Source organism: Mucilaginibacter sp. cycad4 (assembly GCF_034263275.1).
Taxonomy (GTDB): domain Bacteria; phylum Bacteroidota; class Bacteroidia; order Sphingobacteriales; family Sphingobacteriaceae; genus Mucilaginibacter.
The window spans coordinates 5,499,332-5,518,051 of the sequence record NZ_CP139559.1 but is presented as its reverse complement, the minus strand read 5'-3'; the positions used below and the strand labels follow the sequence as shown (position 1 = coordinate 5,518,051).

The 18,720-nt window shown below is 43.8% G+C and carries 24 protein-coding genes; 4 read left to right on the top strand and 20 right to left on the bottom strand.

Annotation, left to right across the window (positions count from 1 at the left end; translation table 11 throughout):
* The first annotated feature begins 6 nt into the window (after positions 1–6).
* A complete protein-coding gene (gene dapF, locus SNE26_RS22460; protein ID WP_321556113.1) occupies positions 7–792 on the top strand; it encodes a diaminopimelate epimerase in 786 nt (261 codons plus the stop codon).
* 191 nt (positions 793–983) lie between these two features.
* Here the strand turns inward: dapF and SNE26_RS22455 are convergent, their stop codons facing one another.
* The 3 genes from SNE26_RS22455 to SNE26_RS22445 all read right to left on the bottom strand — a co-directional run bounded on the left by SNE26_RS22455 (position 984) and on the right by SNE26_RS22445 (position 2,887).
* Complete coding sequence (locus tag SNE26_RS22455) at positions 984–1,397, bottom strand: hypothetical protein (protein WP_321556112.1); 414 nt, start codon at positions 1,395–1,397, stop codon at positions 984–986.
* 168 nt (positions 1,398–1,565) lie between these two features.
* Positions 1,566–2,444, bottom strand: a complete 879-nt coding sequence (locus tag SNE26_RS22450) for a DUF4349 domain-containing protein (RefSeq protein ID WP_321556111.1) — start codon at positions 2,442–2,444, stop codon at positions 1,566–1,568.
* Between the two features lie 116 nt (positions 2,445–2,560).
* Positions 2,561–2,887: a nucleotide pyrophosphohydrolase gene (locus SNE26_RS22445; protein ID WP_321556110.1), complete on the bottom strand. Its 327-nt coding sequence runs from the start codon at positions 2,885–2,887 to the stop codon at positions 2,561–2,563.
* Between the two features lie 157 nt (positions 2,888–3,044).
* Here SNE26_RS22445 and SNE26_RS22440 point away from each other — a divergent pair, with 157 nt between their 5' ends.
* Positions 3,045–3,350: a hypothetical protein gene (locus SNE26_RS22440; RefSeq protein ID WP_321556109.1), complete on the top strand. Its 306-nt coding sequence runs from the start codon at positions 3,045–3,047 to the stop codon at positions 3,348–3,350.
* 55 nt (positions 3,351–3,405) lie between these two features.
* Here SNE26_RS22440 and SNE26_RS22435 read toward each other — a convergent pair whose 3' ends face one another.
* A complete protein-coding gene (locus tag SNE26_RS22435) occupies positions 3,406–5,829 on the bottom strand; it encodes an outer membrane beta-barrel family protein (protein ID WP_321556108.1) in 2,424 nt (807 codons plus the stop codon).
* Between the two features lie 124 nt (positions 5,830–5,953).
* Positions 5,954–6,121, bottom strand: coding sequence for a hypothetical protein (locus tag SNE26_RS22430; protein ID WP_321556107.1), 168 nt, complete (start codon positions 6,119–6,121; stop codon positions 5,954–5,956).
* Between the two features lie 181 nt (positions 6,122–6,302).
* On the opposite strand from SNE26_RS22430, the gene SNE26_RS22425 reads away from it, so the two are divergent.
* Positions 6,303–6,899, top strand: coding sequence for a Crp/Fnr family transcriptional regulator (locus SNE26_RS22425; RefSeq protein WP_321556106.1), 597 nt, complete (start codon positions 6,303–6,305; stop codon positions 6,897–6,899).
* Between the two features lie 115 nt (positions 6,900–7,014).
* Complete coding sequence (locus SNE26_RS22420; RefSeq protein WP_321556105.1) at positions 7,015–7,602, top strand: DUF308 domain-containing protein; 588 nt, start codon at positions 7,015–7,017, stop codon at positions 7,600–7,602.
* Positions 7,603–7,743: 141 nt separating this feature from the next.
* Here the strand turns inward: SNE26_RS22420 and SNE26_RS22415 are convergent, their stop codons facing one another.
* The 15 genes from SNE26_RS22415 to SNE26_RS22345 form a co-directional block, all read right to left on the bottom strand.
* Positions 7,744–8,115 carry a hypothetical protein gene (locus SNE26_RS22415; protein WP_321556104.1) on the bottom strand — a complete coding sequence of 124 codons (372 nt, stop codon included), beginning with the start codon at positions 8,113–8,115 and terminating at the stop codon, positions 7,744–7,746.
* A complete protein-coding gene (locus SNE26_RS22410) occupies positions 8,115–8,750 on the bottom strand; it encodes a hypothetical protein (RefSeq protein WP_321556103.1) in 636 nt (211 codons plus the stop codon). The genes SNE26_RS22415 and SNE26_RS22410 overlap by 1 nt, the downstream gene beginning before the upstream one ends.
* Positions 8,713–9,336 (bottom strand): outer membrane lipoprotein carrier protein LolA, encoded by a 624-nt coding sequence (locus tag SNE26_RS22405; protein WP_321556102.1) that lies wholly within the window; start codon positions 9,334–9,336, stop codon positions 8,713–8,715. The genes SNE26_RS22410 and SNE26_RS22405 overlap by 38 nt, the downstream gene beginning before the upstream one ends.
* 310 nt (positions 9,337–9,646) lie before the next feature.
* On the bottom strand, positions 9,647–10,420 hold the full coding sequence (locus tag SNE26_RS22400; protein WP_321556101.1) for a polysaccharide deacetylase family protein: 774 nt from the start codon (positions 10,418–10,420) through the stop codon (positions 9,647–9,649).
* A complete protein-coding gene (locus SNE26_RS22395; RefSeq protein ID WP_321556100.1) occupies positions 10,414–11,463 on the bottom strand; it encodes a beta-ketoacyl synthase chain length factor in 1,050 nt (349 codons plus the stop codon). Before SNE26_RS22395 ends, SNE26_RS22400 begins: the two co-directional genes overlap by 7 nt.
* Before the next feature lie 3 nt (positions 11,464–11,466).
* Positions 11,467–12,666: a beta-ketoacyl-[acyl-carrier-protein] synthase family protein gene (locus SNE26_RS22390; protein WP_321556099.1), complete on the bottom strand. Its 1,200-nt coding sequence runs from the start codon at positions 12,664–12,666 to the stop codon at positions 11,467–11,469.
* Between the two features lie 2 nt (positions 12,667–12,668).
* Positions 12,669–12,932, bottom strand: coding sequence for a phosphopantetheine-binding protein (locus SNE26_RS22385; RefSeq protein ID WP_321556098.1), 264 nt, complete (start codon positions 12,930–12,932; stop codon positions 12,669–12,671).
* 51 nt (positions 12,933–12,983) lie between these two features.
* The gene (locus SNE26_RS22380) at positions 12,984–13,643 is read right to left on the bottom strand and encodes a hypothetical protein (RefSeq protein WP_321556097.1); all 660 of its coding nucleotides are present in this window, start codon (positions 13,641–13,643) and stop codon (positions 12,984–12,986) included.
* 22 nt (positions 13,644–13,665) lie between these two features.
* Positions 13,666–14,916: an NAD(P)/FAD-dependent oxidoreductase gene (locus SNE26_RS22375; protein WP_321556096.1), complete on the bottom strand. Its 1,251-nt coding sequence runs from the start codon at positions 14,914–14,916 to the stop codon at positions 13,666–13,668.
* Positions 14,917–16,053: a beta-ketoacyl synthase N-terminal-like domain-containing protein gene (locus SNE26_RS22370; protein WP_321556095.1), complete on the bottom strand. Its 1,137-nt coding sequence runs from the start codon at positions 16,051–16,053 to the stop codon at positions 14,917–14,919. It lies immediately after the preceding gene.
* A gap of 10 nt (positions 16,054–16,063) precedes the next feature.
* A complete protein-coding gene (locus SNE26_RS22365; protein WP_321556094.1) occupies positions 16,064–16,489 on the bottom strand; it encodes an acyl-CoA thioesterase in 426 nt (141 codons plus the stop codon).
* 12 nt (positions 16,490–16,501) lie between these two features.
* Positions 16,502–17,146 carry a hypothetical protein gene (locus tag SNE26_RS22360; protein ID WP_321556093.1) on the bottom strand — a complete coding sequence of 215 codons (645 nt, stop codon included), beginning with the start codon at positions 17,144–17,146 and terminating at the stop codon, positions 16,502–16,504.
* An 8-nt stretch (positions 17,147–17,154) separates the two neighbouring features.
* Positions 17,155–17,580: a 3-hydroxyacyl-ACP dehydratase gene (locus tag SNE26_RS22355; protein WP_321556092.1), complete on the bottom strand. Its 426-nt coding sequence runs from the start codon at positions 17,578–17,580 to the stop codon at positions 17,155–17,157.
* On the bottom strand, positions 17,580–18,458 hold the full coding sequence (locus tag SNE26_RS22350) for a hypothetical protein (protein ID WP_321556091.1): 879 nt from the start codon (positions 18,456–18,458) through the stop codon (positions 17,580–17,582). Before SNE26_RS22350 ends, SNE26_RS22355 begins: the two co-directional genes overlap by 1 nt.
* Positions 18,458–18,715 carry a phosphopantetheine-binding protein gene (locus tag SNE26_RS22345; RefSeq protein ID WP_321556090.1) on the bottom strand — a complete coding sequence of 86 codons (258 nt, stop codon included), beginning with the start codon at positions 18,713–18,715 and terminating at the stop codon, positions 18,458–18,460. Before SNE26_RS22345 ends, SNE26_RS22350 begins: the two co-directional genes overlap by 1 nt.
* Positions 18,716–18,720 lie beyond the last annotated feature (5 nt).

Sequence of the window (18,720 nt, the reverse complement as noted above, 5' to 3'; positions counted from 1 at the left end):
ATAATTGTGAAGATACATTTTTATAAATACCAGGGTGCAGGAAATGATTTTATTTTGATTGATAACCGCGATAACCGCGTTGATCATCATAATCCTAAGCTGATTTCTTACCTGTGCGATCGTCGTTTCGGTATCGGGGGCGATGGCTTGATGCTGCTGCAAAACAAGGAAGGGTACGATTTTGAGATGATTTATTACAATGCCGACGGCCAGCCGAGCAGCATGTGCGGCAATGGCGGTCGCTGCATTGTGGCTTTTGCCAAATTTTTAGGCGTTATCAATTCCGAAACTGAATTTTTGGCGGTAGATGGTCCGCATTATGCCAAAATTTCAGATGAAGGCGATTGGGTGAGCCTGCAAATGATCAACGTAAACGAAGTTAATACCGATGCCGACGCTTATGTGCTTAACACCGGCTCGCCGCACTATGTAAAACTGGTTGACGGGCTTGAACAGCGCAACGTTTACCAGGAGGGCCATGCCATCCGCAACAATGCCACCTACCGCAAAAACGGCATTAATGTAAATTTTGTTGAACCGATGGAGGAGGGCTACTTTGTACGCACTTTTGAGCGCGGGGTAGAGGATGAAACCTTTGCCTGCGGTACAGGCGTAACTGCCGTTGCCCTGGCCATGGCGCAGCACAAACAACAAACCGGCCATATCACCACTCCCATAAAAGTATTGGGAGGGAACCTCAATATCCGTTTTGATTATGATGGCAGCGCTTTTACAGAGATCTTTTTAGAAGGGCCTGCTGTGAGGGTTTTTGAGGGTGATGTAGTAATTTAAGAGGAGAGGCAAGACAAGTCAGAAGCAAGAGATCAAGAATCAGGAAGCAAGACATTAAGAATCAGGATGGCAAGAACCATGATATAAGAATTAAAACACGTTATTACCAGCGCAGCGCTGTATACAGAGTGAGCATGCTTGGGTGCGATTGCCGCGCCACGCTCGCAATGATATCTAAGAGAAACGGGCACTCAATGCACCGGCTTTAATAAGCTAAAAAACGTCCCGTCCATTATAACATTGCCAATGGCGTCGAATACGCTTTTCCTGGTGACTTCGTCCTGCATATCCTCAGCATAAAAAATATGGTCAACGCCTAATGTTTTCAGGAAAGGATCAACTTTGGAGTGCCATTTATTTTTATAGCAGCAGATCCTGATGTTTTTGTATGCAATGTTTGCGCTTAAACGGCGGAGGATCTTTTCGATATCTTTAACAAGATAGTCGTAATCAAGTATGAGCAGGTTGGGTTTGATATCGTGTATGCATGGAAAAATAGCCGGAATGGTTGAAATATGTTTAAAAACCTTGTTATTAGGCAATACCTCAAGGCCAACTACATGGGGGGCAACCAACAGTACAACTTTAGACCGTACACGGATCATGATCAATTAATTAGGTGCTTAAAATTAGGTGTTAAATTTCTACTTATCAAGCATTTATTAAATATTTTGGTAAAATTTCTACCCTTTTAATTAAATCTTCATCAGTTAATACCTTTTTGCATTGGTCTTTTTATAATTTTAATATTAAATTAACTTTAGCGATATTTCTTATGCCTCTGTTAACACAGTTGCCCTCCTCCGTTTTTTCCAGCGGATGATTAACAGGTAAACAATTAAGGCGGCAAATATTAAAGGCCACAGGGATACTATTGAAAAGAACATGTTTTGCATGGTATCCCAGCCGGTACTCAGTGAGTTTTTAAACTTATAGCCAAAAGCATTGCCGTTGTTAACCAGGTTGCCCTGCCTGGTGTAAAAACTGATATCCAGCGAACTGTAACTAACCTGGCTGCTTAAATAGTTCAACTGCCCTTGTGCCGAATCAATTTCGGTACGGATAGCGGCAAGCTTATCTTCTATGGCCAGCAGGTCGGTCATTTTGGTGGCTTTAGCTGCCAGCTGCAAATAACGCTGCTCCAACTGTTTGTTATTGTTGATTTGTGCTTTAACGTCGATGAACTGCGTTGTCACATCCCTGATGTGAATGTTTTTGGAGTCGATATGATCTGCACTGGAAGTTAGGCCATTTAAAAAAGCATCAAAGTTTTTAGAGGGTACCCTGATCTTGAGGCTGTATTCCTTTTGATTGGTTTCGCCGCTGTTGGTCTCATTTTCTTCGGCAAGGTAACCGCCTAACTTTTTGAGCGATGAAACGATGTTTTGTCGCGCCGCCTTCGGGCTGCCGGTTTCAAAACGGATATCTCCTTCCTTGATGATCTTTTTGGCGGTGTCGGTAATTGTTGTATTGGAAGAAATGTGATTGTCGTCAACAACTGCCGGCGTTTTAAATGCTTCCATGTCAGATTTTTCTACAGGAGGAGCGGGGGCCAACATTACATTGGCAATCTTTTCTTTTTGTTCTGTGTTACGTTCGCAGGATGTCAGTACAAGTAAAAAACTTACCGACAGTATAAAATAGGTTTTCATAATAAGGTTGTTTAATTGTTTTAGATTAAACGGTTTTTGCCTTATTAAATTATATTAAATAAAAAAATTACAGAATTTAATTTTGTTTAATTGAAAATCTTGGAATTTAATTTTAACTATTTTAGTTTTTCATTGTTTTTATGCCGTTCGGCATCCCGGATGCTTTTCTTTTCCATGTTCTTTTCAAGGGCTTCGGTCAGGTCGATGCCGGTTTGATTGGCCAGGCAAATGAGTACAAAAAGTACGTCGGCCATTTCATCGGCCAGGTTAACTTCTGTATCCGATGTTTTGAATGATTGCTCGCCGTATTGCCTCGCCATGATCCTGGCTACTTCGCCAACCTCTTCCATTAAAATGGCGGTATTGGTAAGCTCATTAAAATACCTGATGCCGGTTGTTTTGATCCAGTTATCTACAAGTTGCTGTGCCTGGCTGATGTCCATAAGGTAGCTTTAATGTGGGTGAGTTGAGTGTGCACGAATTTCACGAATTTTTTTGGATTGACACGAATTGGTATGTGCCACAATTAAAATGAAATACATTGTAAGGATTGACCTCCCGGGCCGACTAAGGAGCAGATAATTAACTAAAAGACCAAACATGAAAATCAAAAATCAAATCAGATCAATCATTTCAGGCGTCCTTATCGCCGCTTTTGCTATTGCCAGCCTTACAGCCAATGTACAGGCCAAAACCTCAACTCCTTTGCATAATGTTATCGCCCTTAGCGATACCGGTAAAATGAAAAAGGATAAAATGAGTAAAGACAAAATGAGCCACGATAAAATGGCTTCAGGCAAAATGAGCCACGATAAAAGGTCGAAAGACAAAATGGGCTCAGATAAAATGTCAAAAAGCAAAATGAAGAAAAGTAAGATGAGCAAGGATACTACAGGTAAAATGTAACCTTATTTTGTTTTGTGATTGTTTAAAAGGAGCTTGTACAGCTCCTTTTTTGCTTTTAATGGATCCGACCTTTTTCATCCTGGTTGCCGGTATCCTGTTTTTCGGCTTTGTTTTGGCTGTTGCCGAAACGGTAGCTGATGCCGAGCAGGGCATACCTGTTAATCTGGAAGTTGGTGTATTTTTGCCTTACCCCGTTCACTACAGTAGTAACTGCCGTTGCGCTGCTCCTGAAAACATCGTTCATCACCAATGAAACATCTATTTTCTTTTTAAAAACGGATGCTTTGAGGCCGAGGTCGAGTTTGTAATAAGCGTCGCTGCGGCCTATATGGTCTATCTCCGGAAACTGGTACCAGAAGTTTACCGCACCGGCAAAGGTTTTACCGGCATTAAAATAAATATTATTGTTGGTAGCGATATAGGCTCCAAACCCGCTGATGTTTTTCACCGAGTTAAGGGCCGATTTGGCATCGGTATGGTAAAAGGTGAGCTGGTTATTATTGTCAAGCCACTTTAGCAATTGTATCGAATAATTTTCGGAAACACCCAGCCTGTAAGTTTTTATAAAATTAAGTGGCGTGGAATAAACCAGGTTGGTATCCGGCCGGGCAATGGTAACGCCGTTAAACCCGTTGTTGGTAACATTTAAAAATATAGCCGACGTAAGCCTGTTTTTGTAGGTATGCGAAAGCTCAAAATTAGTATTGTATTCGGGTTGAAGATAGGGGTTGCCTTCGCCGTAGCTGTAAGCTGTAAACAGGCTCTTGAAAGGGTTAAGGTTCCAGAAGGTTGGGCGGTTCACACGCCTGCCAAAATTTAGCGCAAGGCTATGATCAACACCCGCCTGGTAACTCACTGTTGCCGAAGGGAACAGTTTAGTGTAATTATTAATGGTAGTTTGGTTAAGCGTATGTGAAAAGCCTTTGGTTTCGGTACGTTCAACCCGTAAGCCCGCCTGGTATTTCCATTTGCCATCCTCTCGGCTTATGCTGCCATAAACCGATTGGGTGTTTTCGGTATAAGTAAACTCGTTGCTCAGGTTATCGTCATAACGCAGTGAATCGTTAGCGGCTTTTTTATAGTAAAATGCATTACTGTAATTGTTGATAAAGCTGAGCTTAGCACCAAATGCAAAACGGGCGTATTTGACAGGCACAACAGCATCTGCTTTAAAAGTATAAATATTGATATCCTGCTTGTTGGTATCATGATAACGGTTGCGGCTGGCAGCATTCGGGGAGCCATTAGCGAGGTAGGTATTGCTTTCAAAATCAGACCGGTCGGTACGGTAGTAGTTAAAGTAATCGGCATTAAGCACCAGTTTGGCGCCGGCTGTATCCAGGTTTATAGTACTATGCAGGTTAACTGCATTGCTAATGGCTACAGGATGGTAGGTGGCATAAGTTCTTAATGTTGAATCCACAGCGCCGGTATTGTTGTTGATAATGGGGTTATTCACATGGTCCGACCCGTCATAAGTGTTTTTCCCGCCCTGGTAATTTACGCCGATGGTAACTTTAGGGCTCAGGCGGTAATCGGCACCGGCTATAAAGTTTAAATTATGATAGCGGTAATTGCCGGTATCAGTTTGCAGCCAGGTTTGTTTGGGGTAATAAATATCGGTTTCAAAGCCTTCCAATTCGTGGTCATGATCAATATTTACGCTGGCATAGGCCGATAATTTGGCCGAATTGTAGTTGATATCACCACTGGCATTAAGCCACCAGTAATTGCCGGTGCCATAAACAGTGGCCGGGTTATGCAGCCATTGTTTATCGTTGATCTGCACACTGCCCGAATAACCTTGTTTTTTGCTGTGTTTGAGGGTGATATTGATGAGCCCGGCATTCCCCTCGGCATCATAGCCGGCGCCCGGGTTTTTGATAAGCTCAATACTGGCCAGCTGGCTTGCAGATAACGAACGCAGGTAGCGGAGCAGATCGGTACCGGCCAGTTGTACCAGCCTTTCACTTACCATCACTTTAACGCTGCCCTTGCCCGCAATGCCCAGCTCATTATCACCAACCTTTACGCCCGGTACCCGGCCAATAACAGTAAGTGCGTCAGCCCCCGCTGATGTTGCGCTGGTTGATACATTATAAACCAGCTTATCGCTTTTGTTTTCAACAGTGGCCTTGCCGGCTGTTACAGTCACCTCATTTAGCTGTGTGGTAAGGTCAGTAAGGGTGATGGATAAGGTGGTATCATGCTGCAGGGTTAGTTTAATTTCTGTTTTTTGATAGCCGGTGTATGTGATGGTTAGTCGATAGTCACCTTTATCAACGGTGGTAAAATAAAACATGCCCAACGAATCGGTTTGTACTGCCCTTATTTGTTCGGAGTGCTGCTGCTGAAGGTTAACAACCGCCAGGGTTACCGGGCCTTTTGAAGTATCGGTTATTTTGCCGCTAACTTTTACCTGTGCAAACAGGCCGCTGTAAACTAAGCTGAAAAATAAAAAACTGTAAATGTATTTCAAACCGGGAGATGGACAGGGGTTTATAAAGCCGTAAAATAAACAAAAAACCGCCGCAAAATTACTTGGGGCGGTTTCTTTTTATTTAGAAGTATGTCCCGGTTATTGATAGGGGAGTGATAAAATTTCAATAATTGCTTTTTATGTGCTCCAGTCCGCCGTTTTCTGTAACGTGATATTCAGAATGCAGGAGAGCATCGGCATTGATCTTATTTTCTTTCTTTTTGTTTTTTCGCGGGCCAGATACCGCCAGTATGATGGCGCCCAGGAAAAGGGCTACCTCGATCAAACTCATTAACATGGGGCGATAATTTTATGTTTTTCATGATGCTGATTGATTTTTTTAACAATTGTTTTTTATCCTGAATTTAGTTTGAATGTAAAATAAGAAATTAAACACTCATTTGATTAACCCAGGTGAAAAAGGGTGTGGGTTTTTGTACCGATATTTGAGATGATTACACATTTTTTACACTATGCACGAAAAACAGGAGGTATTGAACGAACTGCTTGGCAAGTTTGCAGAGCTATCGGCAAATGATGTTGCCCTTAGCCTGCCTTACTGGCGCAGCCGTAAAATTGTTAAGAGTGATTTTTTTAATATGCAAAGTGTTGTATGTACCGATCTGGCGCTGATAACCAAAGGCCTGTTCCGGATTTATTACGTGCATCCCGAAACGCAGGAAGAGAAGAATATTTATTTTTTTTCCGAAAGGCAATTTCTGGTATCATTCAGGAGCTTTATTAACCAGTACCCCTGCGCTTATTTTATACAGGCGATGGAAGATGCCGAGATCATATCCATCAATTATACCGATCTCCAGTATCTTTATACAACCCCGACCGGCTGGCCAAGGTTTGGTCGCCTGATTGCCGAACTGTTCTTTAACCACTCGCAAGCCCGTACAGAAGAGTTTTTATTTAATACCGCCGAAGAACGTTACTTAAAAATGGTAGCCCAGCATCCCAACATTGTAAACCGGATTCCAGCCTATCACATTTCGTCCTATTTAGGCATCAAAAACCCATCGCTAACACGAATCAAAAAGCGGCTATCTCAACAAAAGCCGTAAAAACGATACTCTGCTGACAAATGCCCCGTCCGGTTTTCACCTAAGTGAAAATTATTGCCCCGTTTTGTGCCCAATTTTGCTTCATCAAACAAAAACGAAAACAAAATTGAAAGTCATGTCAGTAAATAAAACATTGATCATCGAAACATCAGCAGCAGCTAAAACAGCCCGTGAGCTGCGCAAGCTTTATTTTATAAGGGTAGCATTTTCAGTTACCTGGGTAATATTGGTATCCTTATTAGCCAAAACCTCACCAGTTGCGGCAACAGTATTGCTCGTCATCTATCCGCTATGGGATGTTGTGGGTACATTCCTTGATATTCGAGCTAACCAGGGTAACGGCACATCAGTAACACCACAATATGTTAACGTTGCTATTAGTATCATTACAACCCTGGCAGTAGGTTTTGCTATAACCAAAGGAGTGCCTGCTGCATTAATTGTATTCGGTGCCTGGGCTTTGTTAACAGGGTTAATCCAACTGGTATTAGGCCTAAAAAGACGTAAAGAATTTGGCGGCCAATGGCCAATGATATTGAGTGGCGGCCAGTCCATGATTGCGGGTGTATCATTTATAGCAATGGCTAATTCGCCTAATATGGGGATTGTGAATTTGGCAGGATACTCGGCCTTTGGTGCTTTTTATTACCTGTTGGCGGCTATCAGGTTGGGGAAAAGCGCAAAAGCGATTGCTCAGAATTGATACCAAAATATAGAAAATTGTCATTTCGATAAAGCCGGGGAGGTTGGAGTCGGGGGCGAAAGAGAAATCTTGTGCGCCCTGTAAAGTGGACTTTGCTGGGCGTATAAATTTCTCACTCGTTCCTCGTATCGAAATGACAATTTATTTAGAGTTCTTATTAAACACCCCCTTAAATTTCAAAAATACGATCCCCTCATTCAGCAACTGCGCATCGGCTTTAATCAATTCATCAGCTATGTTAATCTTTATATCCAATTCAACCTGCCGGTGCTGACCAGGATCCATAAACGATAGAAACTTGATATTATCCGCTTTAACAAGCTGCAGGTTTTTACCCAACTGATTTTCTAAAACTTCCTTTACCATTTGCATCATACAAACGCCGGGCACAATGGGCTGGCCGGGAAAATGCCCTTTAAAAATATCATGTGCTGGGTTAAGGGTGATGGTTGTCTTGAATAAACTGCCATCAATTTCAGGCGGGCTGAAAGTAAAAAAAGTATCCTTGAGCATTATCTTTCCAAACGTTTGAGGCCGATGTTAAACTTGAAATTTTTATGGCTGATGCCGATGGTATCGGGGATACCGTCATGAAAATCTTTCATAATGGCCTGCACAACCGGTTTCCTGTCGGATGAGCGCTCTATGCGGATCAACTCTGTTCCTGCTTTATTGGTGACATAGTAATTAGCTCCTTTTTCCTGCGGAAATACATAGTATAGGTAGTCGCCATCCTTGCGCAGATAGCCTGTTTCGGGGTTTTGTTTGCGCATCATTACCAATTCAAAATCTTTTTGCAGGGTAATGATCACCGGGCGTTTATCCATTTGCTTAATAATGTAATATACCTTAAAACCGCCATCGGGCTTAAACTCAAAATCGAAAAATTTAAAACCCATCTCGTTGCTGAATACCATGCGGATGCTTTTATCGGGCAGGGTTTTAATGAGCAGCAGCCCGCTTAAATGGTGACCACCTATTACATCTACCTCGGTTTTGTAAAGCGCCCGCGTAAAATCAGGAGCAAATTTCCTGATCTCACGTACGTTGCCGTCTGCCGGCTTCAGATTTTTATAAACGGATGAACAGCCGGCAAGGATCAGCAGGCAGCTACTTAATAACAAAAAGCGCATCCGGGATATTGGCATTGATCTCTTTATTAGTGAAACGAAGGGTGGTACTATCGCCAGAGCTTTCCAGCATCTGGATGGTGTTTACAGAATAGTCCTTTTTATCAACAGTAATTTCAATGGTTTTGAAAAACTCGCTCAGCTGCTTATTAACCGGGGAAAGGGAAACCAGGTAAGTGCCCTTGTTTTCATAAACGGCAGACTTGAAATCGGCGCTGTTGAGGGCCGTTCCCTGGATGCAATCCACCACAATTTTGTTGATCTGCTTAAATACCTTGTTGGAACGGGTTGATACTTTGTTTTCCTTTTGGCCATCCTTAATGTACACGTTATCCTTGTTCATGATCATGAGGTAGCTGAAAGGCTGGGTGTATTCCATGCGCAGCATATTGGGTTTCCGATACCAGAATTTTCCTTTGGAGCTGATCTTTTCCGATAGCATGCTCAGGCTTTTCTCCTGCGTAAAATCACTTTTAATGCTGTTGGTTTTTTCGGCAACTTCGGCAAACTGCTGTTTAAATTTGGTGAGATCAGTTAGCTGGGTGTAGCCTGCGTGTTGGGCATAGGCATTAAAAGTTAAACAAATAAAAGCTACTAAAATCATTGCCAATTTAAAAAGCAGAGGCCTGCGCGATTCCCCTCTTGAGAGGGGTGGAGGGGTGTGTTTCTGCGTTGATAGGCTAATTGCAGAGACACACCCCTGCCAACGCTCGTTGCTTTCGCGCCCCCTCTCAAGAGGGGAGTTTGAAATGTTAAAAAGCGCGGCCTTGTGCGATTCCCCTCTTGAGAGGGGTGTAGGGGTGTGTTTCTGCATTGATAAGCTAATCGCAGAGGCACATCCCAGCCAACGCATATAGCCCTCGCACCCCCTCTCAAGAGGGGAGCTATTTGTATTTTCTTCTGCAAAAATCAATCTACGCATAAGCCTGTAAATTTAGCATTTTATCCAGCCGCATTATTTGATATCCCCGTGCTTTAACCTGTTCAATAAACGGGGGCAAAGCCGAAATTGTTGCGGCGCTTGTATCATGAAACAGGAAAACAGCACCGGGGTTTAAACGGCCCGCAACTTTGTTTAATAATTTTTGAGGATCATGAATCACCGTATCCATCGAACGTACACTCCAGCCAATGGGTACATAGTCTCCTTTGATAATAGCCTTTTTAAGGTTGGGATTGATAACCCCATAAGGCGGCCTGAACAGGAGCGGGGTTAAACCGGTTGCTTGTTTCATAGCCTGATCCATCAACTTCATATCATCAAGCATTTTTGCAGATGAAAACAGATCGAACCAAAAATGATGGGAAAAACTATGGTTGCCTATGATATGGCCTTGTTCGTGAATCTGCTTCAAAACAGCCTCTTCACCGGCTATCCTGTTGCCTATGCAGAAGAAAGCGGCAGGTACATGATGCTTTTGCAGGATGTTCAGGACCTGCGGCGTATGTTCACTGTTGGGCCCATCATCAAAAGTAATGGCAATGATCTTTTTATTCGTTTTTCCGGAACACATCACTGGTATAAAAAAGTTGGAGCCGATGTAATAACAGCCATAAAACAGGATGAGCAAGTAAACAAAAGCCGGCACCACACAGGCCCGTAAAGGTATTCCATACAGCAGGTGAGCCCCCACCAGTAATACCAGCAGGCAACCAAATAGGATATTGGTATTCCTGAAGTTTAACATGCCGAGAGCAGGATTAACGAGTGATGGGTATTTTGATAATGATTATAAATGAGGATTTTTTTTACAGGTGTACCCGCCTGTTCAAGAGCCGCAGGAACACCCCCCGTTTTAAGGATATTCGCCGCCAGCCACAATGCAAATGCAGATGAGGTGGGGTATTCGCCGCAAAGGTGTTTGTAGCCGATGACAGGCGTTTCGATAAAAACAGCGTGTTGCATCTGCTGATAAACGCTATCGTTTTTTGTATCTCCATTTTTACCGGTAAGCACCAAATCGATATCATCAATACTGATGCTTTGAGAAGATAGAAAATTGCTGATCTGTTGTTGTATTTCGGCTGTATTGCGTGGTTTATAAAAGCCGGAAACCCCATCAATTTTAGCCCAGGCGTTATCTGACGGCTGGTTGCTTAACAAGAAAAACGCAGCGCCTTCACCAGCCATTGTTCCTTTGTCAGGAAAATTAAGCAGTTCAAAAGGTGAGATTGACTGCCTGCGATATAAGCCCATTCGCTTTAAAATGGCATGGCTGTTAATTGTAATTTCATCAATACCACCTACCAATATATTGCGGGCCCCGCCCTCGCGCAAAAGCATCATGGCATCAAGCAGGGCGTTTTCAAATGATGCCCCGCCATTTACAAAGGTGTTGTTATAACTATGACATTGCAGCAGCAGGGCTATCTGCGCGCTGATGGTATTATGGGTGGATTGGATAAAGGCCGTAGGTGCAAGGGCTTCCTCGTTCTGCTGCACCATTTTACTCAGAAATGTATTGGTATCCTCCAGGCAGCCGTAAGCCGTTCCGGTAATGATAGCATCGGGCAAATCGATACCTGCTTGCTGCAGGCAATCCATCCCGCAAGCAACACCCATTTTAATGATGCGGCTCATGCGGCGAATGAGTTTGGGATCGATAAGGGCTTTATAGTCCGGCTCGATGCAGGAGAGCTTGTCGCCTGTGTATTCAACCAATTCCGAAAGGAACGGCTGATTGCCAAATGTGTTTTGCGGCGATATGTTGCTTGCTGCCCTGATATACATCGCCTATAATTTTGAAAATATTAATGATGAGCAATTGCCGCCAAACCCGAAAGAGTTTGAGAGCACATGTCTAAGCCCCGGTTGTTTTGAAAAACTGGTTTCGGGTGCAAAAGACAGCCCTTCCATGGGTGTTTCAAAGCGGAGATTAGGGTATACTAAACCACGTTGTACTGCCAGTGCCGAAAATACCGCTTCAATACCGCCGCTTGCCCCAAGTGTGTGCCCGGTAAAAGCTTTGGTTGAGCTCATTTTAGGAAAACGTGGATGAAACAGCTTATTGATGGCTGCGCTTTCCGAACTATCGTTATTTTGTGTGCCCGTACCATGCAGGTTAATATAGCCAATATCCGAAGGCAGTAAATTGCTTTTTTTCAAGGCTCCTTCCATCGCCAGCAATGAGCCGGTGCCCTCCGGCGATGATGCCGTTTGATGATAAGCATCGTTTGCATTATAATAGCCGCTGAGGGTACAATACAATTCTTTTTTAAGCGACATGGCTATCCGTTCAGATACCAGTACCACATAGCCCGCCCCCTCGCCAAGGTTTAGGCCGCGGCGGTTGGCATCAAAAGGCTGGCAGGGTTGCTGATCCAGGATCATGAGGGTATTAAAACCGTTCAGCGTAAAGCGGGTAAGAGCATCGGTGCCGCCGGCAATAACCACGTCAAGCATATTGTTTTTGATGAGCCTTGCCCCATACATGATAGCATTGGCCGATGAAGAACAAGCCGTACTGATGGTACTTACGTAATGCCTGATGCCAAGTTGATCGGCAACCAAATTGGTAACCGCACCGCACTCGTGGTTAACCACATTGCGCAGGCGGCCCTTGGTATTATCGCTTAAAAATTTCCTGAAAAAACCTTCGGTTTTATCCATGCCGCCAACAGAATTAGCCGAGATAAAGCCGCTTCTTAAACCGGCAAAATTGTTGATCCCGGCATCGGCTAATGCCTCCTGAGCTGCAATTGAACTCAGCATCGCCGTGCGGCTTGTATTGACATTCAACCCGGATAATTCAGCCAGTTCATCATTGTTCAGCTTAACTTCGCCAACAGGAAATTCATCCCGGTGTTCGGTTTCAAGATATTTGATGGCGGCAATGCCTGTTTCGGCCCGCTCAAGCGATAGCAGGTTTTGGGCCGCAGTATTACCTATGGCCGAAATTACCCCCACGCCGGCTATGAAAACAGGCTGTAACATTGCTAAGCGTTCGGGATTTTACTGTTTTCAATAAACTCGGCAATAGTACGCACCGACCGGAAGATTTTGGGGCCCTCTTCTGCATTGGAAAGTTTTACCTTATACTTCTGCTGTAGCAACACGATCAGTTCCAGCGCGTCTATCGAATCAAGTCCTAAACCATCGCCAAAAAGTGGCTGATCATCGCCTATCTCCTCCGGTTTCACATCTTGTAAGTTCAACTGCTCAATGATCTGCTCTTTCAGATCGGCCATTAATTTATCCATTTGTAAGTTTTATAATCAGCCCCCTCTAAATCTCCCCCGGTAGGGGAGACTTTAAAAAGCATTTTTTAAAAAAGCCCTCCCTTCCGGGGAGGGTTTGGGTGGGGTTGTAATTTTATTAATATTTTCTATTGTAAAAGGCATTAAGCCTTCTTTTTTTTCTTTCTCAACCAAAAACAAAACCGCTTTATATTCATCGCCAAGTAGTTCAACCCAACCGCAAATACAAACCTGCAATTGCTGGATATCCAGTAAATTGGAAACGTAGCTGACTATAAAATCAGCATTAAACTGCTCAAAAATAAAAAAAGCGTTCTCTCCTTTAAAATGATGGCGGATACAGATCTCCCCGATAACGATATTGGGCAGTGTATAAACAAATAAGGCCGGGCTTGCCATCTCCTGTACCGAATCATAATACCGCTTATCGGCATCCAGGCTGGAGCTTGCGTTCGATAACACCACGCCGATATCGGTTGGTTGGTATCTGGTAGCATCAAAATCTTTCAATAATACTTCCGCAGCGAGCCATCCCAGTTTGGCCAGGTTATCCATTTTATAAAACTTGGGATATTTTGCACCGATGAGCTGGTAAGCGGATAACAAAAAGCCGGGAACATCAGTATATTCCGCCTCAAACAGTAACGTACCATTATAGTGTACAGCACTGCTGCTGATGGTACAATGGGATGATATGTAATACTGGTTGTTCAATATATATAAATGTATCAAGCTTTCAGCTTTTACCTTCGGCCACAATATCCCTCAACGTGATGGTGCGGGCCAGTTTATGCAATGCTGTTTCGTGGTTTTTTACGTAAGGGTTATCCATATCCCAAACGTAACCGGCCAGTACCGAGCAGATCATGCTTTTGATGCGCGGATCCTGGTTATCGGCAAAAAATATGGTATCCAGTACCCCCTCGTACCATGCCGTAACGTATGAGCGAAAGGTGTTTACGCCCTGCATCATATACTCCATATATTCTTTGTCCCAGTCCACCGGTTCGCCGTTAAGCGTGCGAATCACTAAATGTGCGGCGGTTTGGCTTGATACCGTTGCCAGCGTTACGCCCGATGAAAATATAGGGTCAAGAAATTCGGTGACATTTCCCGTCAGTACGAAGCCATCGCCATAAAATCTACTCGTTGTGGCCGACCATGATTCCAATGTTTTCGGCGCAAATGCAAACTCCACATCGGCAAAGCGTTCGCTGAAATAGGGTTGTGATGCTATCAGTTTGCGTAATATTTCTTCGTCGGTACCTTCAAATTGTTTAAAAAACTCAGGGCTGCCCACAAAGCCCAGCGAGGTAATGCCGTTGGCAAAAGGGATGATCCAGATCCAAACGCCGGGCTGGTGCACCACAATGGTAATGCGGTTGGGCTCATCGGCTATAGCACGTTTTTTATCAACAGTGTGTACAAAAAGCGCTTTACGGGGAACCTGCGTTGATGGCTTGTCGAGATTAAACAATTTAGGGATCACCCGGCCATAACCGCTGCTATCGATGATAAACCTGGCCGCAATTTGCATTTGGTTGCCGTCCTTATCTTCAACCGTGGTAACAGAGTCTGGGCCGTTAAAAACAATGTTGGTAACCGTAGTTTCATAATTAACCGGCACTCCCATTTGCTCAACGGTATCGGCCAAAGTTTTGTCAAAATCGGCGCGGGGAACCTGCCAGGTCCGGTTATAGCCGGGGGTAAACTGATCGGCAAACTGGTAATCACAGATCTTGCCATCTTTCACAAACTTGGCACCCGATTTTTCCTGGAAACCTTTTTCGGTCACGGCATCCACAAAGCCGGCTTCGGTCAGTGCCTCCATACAGCGGGGCAGCAGGCTTTCGCCTATGACAAAGCGGGGGAAAAGCTGTTTCTCTACAATTTTTGCCTTAAAACCTGCCTGGTGTACAATGGAAGCGGCCACCGTTCCCGCCGGACCGGCACCTATTACCAATACATCTACCTGTTCTGTGTTCATTTATAAAAGATCCTGTTGTGATTTGGTTAAAATTATAGCCGCATTACATCCCCCAAAGCCGGAGGCTATTTTGAGGCAATTGTTAAGCGGTTTTGATATCAGCTGGTTACAAACATTTACCGGGTTGGCACCACTTTGTTCCTTAAATCCTTTGGTTGGGATAACGAGGTTTCGCTGTAATGACCGGGCTGAAATAATGGCTTCAATTAAACCCGATGCACCTAAGGTATGCCCGTAAAAGCCTTTGAGGCTGTTAAGCGGCACAAGCTGCAGCCCTGCCAGTGTTATAGCCTTGGCCTCCATATCATCATTATAAATAGTGGCCGTGCCATGGGCAGATATAAAATCAATTTCCGCTGATTTTAGGCCAGCGACATCCATAGCCTTGTTGATAGCGTAATATAATTCTTCGCCGGTACGAGATGGGCCTGAAATATGATTGGCATCATTGCTTATAGCACCTGAAACCAATTCAATAGCTTCTCCCAAAGGTTTTTCTGCTGATAAAATAACCGTAGCCGCGCCCTCGCCCAAATTGATACCGTTTCGGCTTACATCAAAAGGTTTACATAATTCCGGGCTGATGGCCTGGAACGATTGAAAGCCCGAAAGCACGAACCGGGAAATAACATCGGCCCCGGCAATAACAGCATGGTCATACTTGTCCGATTGGATCAACCGCATCCCGGTGATCATGGCCACCAAGCCGGAAATACAGGCATGGGAAACAACTGTTGGCTCATTTACAAAGCCAAAATGTTGGGCGATCTTTTTGGCCGAGGTATGTAACGCTATCCTTTCATCCAGCTTGGGGCCGGGCTGTTCTGTTTCCAGTAAGCTGATATTACCTTTGGTGGTTGAAATAATGAGCGCTGTTTTTTTATCAGATAGATTAACTCCGATATCCTTTAATGTATCGGTTATAGATGCGATAAGCATCTGCTCAAATTTAGTGTAATTGCTATCTACAAACTCATCCTTTTCAAACAGCGAAGCAAAGAACGGCTCGTCAGACATCGCCTTATCATCGTGCCTGCGTACGCCTGATACATCAGTTACCAGTTGCTCAAAGTTTTGGGCAGTGGTAGCGCCAAGAGGCGAACAAATGTTGTCGGCAATGAGGTACACGTTCTTCATGGGCATCGGCTTAAATCAGTCCGTGTTTTTGTTTCCAATCCAGAAAAAACTGCGGATTGGTGAGCTGCAGTTCAAAATTATCCCGGTGCACAAATACCTGTACGGTTGATCCTTTTACAATGAGCTCGCCGGTTTGGGCGTTGAGTAGCCGGTAAGTAAAATTGATCTTGGCCGATTCGGTAGGCGTGTAGATGGTTTCGATGATCACTTTATCTTCATACCGCAAGAAACGTTTATAGTCGCAGTTCACATTAACTATGGGCACAATAAAGCCCGCGTTATATACATCCATATAACCCAGGCCATATTGCCTGCCAAAAGCCTCGCGGCCATCCTCAAAATAGCGGATATAGTTGCCATGCCAAACCACGCCCAGCATATCCACATCGCTGAATTTGACCTCTATCTCAATAGTATTTGTTAACGATTGCTGCAAAACGCTGACGGCTTAGTATTTTTTGAAAAGGTCGAAATCGCTGCCAAAATCGTCCAGGATTACAGGCCATGGGTGCGCCCAGTAATTTCTGAAACCAAATCCACGGCTGTTGCCGGTGCGGAAAACTGTATATAAAACGGTTTTCTTATCCATATCAACAAAAGTTACCCAGGCACCCCCTTGTGCACGCCCTTTATCCATACCTTCAATAATCAGCAACATGCCAATGCCTTTATTGCCTAAAAAATCATAGTTTTTAATCAATGCATCGATGTCTTTTTCGGTGAGCGTTTTGAAATGACCGGGATCGGTATCAAAGAAGTTTTTGGTAAGTGCGCTGTTAACTTTTTCGGTAACGTTCATAGCAAAATGGACAGTATCACGGTGTACCGCCCTCGCCGGGTTATATTTTTTTGGTTCCTTTAAAAAGAAGTTTTCCCATAATGGAATATACTTGCCTACAAACTCGGCATTGATCACTTCTTTTCTGTAAGCTTCTTCCGAGCCAATGAATTTCATTTGCGAAAAATCCATACCCAGCCAGGTGATAGGTGTTTTTTTGTCGAAGACCTCGGCTTTGGTTTGGGCTGACGCCGGTTTTAAAAAGGCGGTTAATAAAACTATCAATAAACTTAGTTTAATTGTGGTTTTTTTCATGGTTGATATTATTGTTGGGGTTGTATAAATATTTTCATTTCGCATTGGGCTATGGTGCTACCCTGGCAGGTGATTTTTCCTTTGATGATGCTTACATCAAACACCTGGTTTTCCATTTTTACTTCGGTTTCTATAGTGTCGCCAACTTTTGGCAGGGCAAATACTTCCAGGTTTTTTACAGCACCTATAAACCCCGCCTGTACAGGTTTGCCCAATTGTTGGGCTATGTATCCGGCCCTCGCGGCGGCTGTTTGGGCAATGTTTTCTACCAGGCCGGCTTCGCTTAAAACACCATCGTTTACCAAAACGTTGCCGGCCTGCACCAGCAAAGTGGTTTGTGTGGTGTCATCGTTTGACGATACCAATTCATCAACCATCACAAAGGGCCACCTTTGTGGGATCAGCGTTAAAATATCCTGGGTTGGTAAAGCCATTATTGCCAAAAGTTATAATAATTATACCACTGTTCGGGGTATGTTTTTACCTTGTTTTCAAAGCTGCTTACAAAATCTGTTATCAGCTGCTGCATGCCTTCTCCTTTGGAAAAGCCCGAATAATCTTTTACCGGACTGGCAAAAAAGTGGTAATGCAGCGCGCTTTCCTTAAGGGCGTAAACAAAGGTTACAGGCACTTTAAATTTTTCGGCCATTACAAAGGGCCCTGCCGGGAATTTTGCATCCTCACCTAAAAACTCCCTTGTTATGGTTTTATTGCCTTCAATAAACCTGTCGGCATGCATGCAAACCAGCTCGTTGTTCTGGAAAGCGGCGTTTATTTTAAATATGTGCGACAGGTCGTTTTTGATCACAATGACGTTTATTTTCCGCTTGCCTGTTACCGATTCCATGTACTGCTTAATCTGCTTGTCCTCTCCATCAAACATCACAATATTAATGCGGGTGTTGATATGGTCAAGCAGTTCGCCGGCTATTTCCCAGCTGCCTATATGTGAACTTAGCAGCAATCCTCCCTGGTTCATGGCGGCTATCTGCCGCAGGTTATCAATCCCGTCAAAATTAAAGGTGAACTTATTGGGGATGCCCGACATGATCACTATTTTATCAATAATGCTTTGCCCAAACAGGTAGTAATTTCGGTAAAGCTTCAGAATGGACCTGATTTTACTAAACCCAAGCCTTTTATGGAAATAATAGTAAGTGCTTTTTGATGATTGCCACGAAAACAGGAAATAGTACAGTGCCACAAACCTCAGCATAAAATAAGCCGGCATAACGCCGCCTATCTTTAAAACACTAACAAAAATGCGGTAGCCAAGGGGATTTCCTTTTGATTTTCCCTGCCAGGCGGGCATTATGCAAGCTCCTTAGGTTGTACGCGTGACAGCACATAATCGTAAAAATCCTGGAAGGTAACGATGCCTGTAAAATCCTCGGGCTTTACCTTGAAGGAAAAATTGCTTTCAATTACTACTACCAGGTCAATATAATCGAGGCTGTCCAGGTCGAGTGTTTCTTTCAGGTTTGCAGCGGGAACCATTTTATCTGCATCTACCTCAAATTCTTCGGCCAGGAAGCTGTTAATTCTTTCAATAATCTCTTCAATTTGCATAGTGG

What these genes read in the sequence shown, in the direction of transcription:
- SNE26_RS22390 (WP_321556099.1), bottom strand. Translation starts at nt 12,666, where the DNA reads ATGTTACAGCCTGTTTTCATAGCCGGCGTGGGGGTAATTTCGGCCATA.
- SNE26_RS22405 (WP_321556102.1), bottom strand. Translation starts at nt 9,336, where the DNA reads ATGATTTTAGTAGCTTTTATTTGTTTAACTTTTAATGCCTATGCCCAA.
- SNE26_RS22425 (WP_321556106.1), top strand. Translation starts at nt 6,303, where the DNA reads ATGCACGAAAAACAGGAGGTATTGAACGAACTGCTTGGCAAGTTTGCA.
- SNE26_RS22410 (WP_321556103.1), bottom strand. Translation starts at nt 8,750, where the DNA reads ATGCCAATATCCCGGATGCGCTTTTTGTTATTAAGTAGCTGCCTGCTG.
- SNE26_RS22455 (WP_321556112.1), bottom strand. Translation starts at nt 1,397, where the DNA reads ATGATCCGTGTACGGTCTAAAGTTGTACTGTTGGTTGCCCCCCATGTA.
- SNE26_RS22445 (WP_321556110.1), bottom strand. Translation starts at nt 2,887, where the DNA reads ATGGACATCAGCCAGGCACAGCAACTTGTAGATAACTGGATCAAAACA.
- SNE26_RS22350 (WP_321556091.1), bottom strand. Translation starts at nt 18,458, where the DNA reads ATGCCCGCCTGGCAGGGAAAATCAAAAGGAAATCCCCTTGGCTACCGC.
- SNE26_RS22375 (WP_321556096.1), bottom strand. Translation starts at nt 14,916, where the DNA reads ATGAACACAGAACAGGTAGATGTATTGGTAATAGGTGCCGGTCCGGCG.
- SNE26_RS22420 (WP_321556105.1), top strand. Translation starts at nt 7,015, where the DNA reads ATGTCAGTAAATAAAACATTGATCATCGAAACATCAGCAGCAGCTAAA.
- SNE26_RS22370 (WP_321556095.1), bottom strand. Translation starts at nt 16,053, where the DNA reads ATGAAGAACGTGTACCTCATTGCCGACAACATTTGTTCGCCTCTTGGC.
- SNE26_RS22345 (WP_321556090.1), bottom strand. Translation starts at nt 18,715, where the DNA reads ATGCAAATTGAAGAGATTATTGAAAGAATTAACAGCTTCCTGGCCGAA.
- SNE26_RS22400 (WP_321556101.1), bottom strand. Translation starts at nt 10,420, where the DNA reads ATGTTAAACTTCAGGAATACCAATATCCTATTTGGTTGCCTGCTGGTA.
- SNE26_RS22355 (WP_321556092.1), bottom strand. Translation starts at nt 17,580, where the DNA reads ATGGCTTTACCAACCCAGGATATTTTAACGCTGATCCCACAAAGGTGG.
- SNE26_RS22440 (WP_321556109.1), top strand. Translation starts at nt 3,045, where the DNA reads ATGAAAATCAAAAATCAAATCAGATCAATCATTTCAGGCGTCCTTATC.
- SNE26_RS22450 (WP_321556111.1), bottom strand. Translation starts at nt 2,444, where the DNA reads ATGAAAACCTATTTTATACTGTCGGTAAGTTTTTTACTTGTACTGACA.
- SNE26_RS22430 (WP_321556107.1), bottom strand. Translation starts at nt 6,121, where the DNA reads ATGAGTTTGATCGAGGTAGCCCTTTTCCTGGGCGCCATCATACTGGCG.
- SNE26_RS22395 (WP_321556100.1), bottom strand. Translation starts at nt 11,463, where the DNA reads ATGTATATCAGGGCAGCAAGCAACATATCGCCGCAAAACACATTTGGC.
- SNE26_RS22415 (WP_321556104.1), bottom strand. Translation starts at nt 8,115, where the DNA reads ATGCTCAAGGATACTTTTTTTACTTTCAGCCCGCCTGAAATTGATGGC.
- SNE26_RS22385 (WP_321556098.1), bottom strand. Translation starts at nt 12,932, where the DNA reads ATGGATAAATTAATGGCCGATCTGAAAGAGCAGATCATTGAGCAGTTG.
- SNE26_RS22360 (WP_321556093.1), bottom strand. Translation starts at nt 17,146, where the DNA reads ATGAAAAAAACCACAATTAAACTAAGTTTATTGATAGTTTTATTAACC.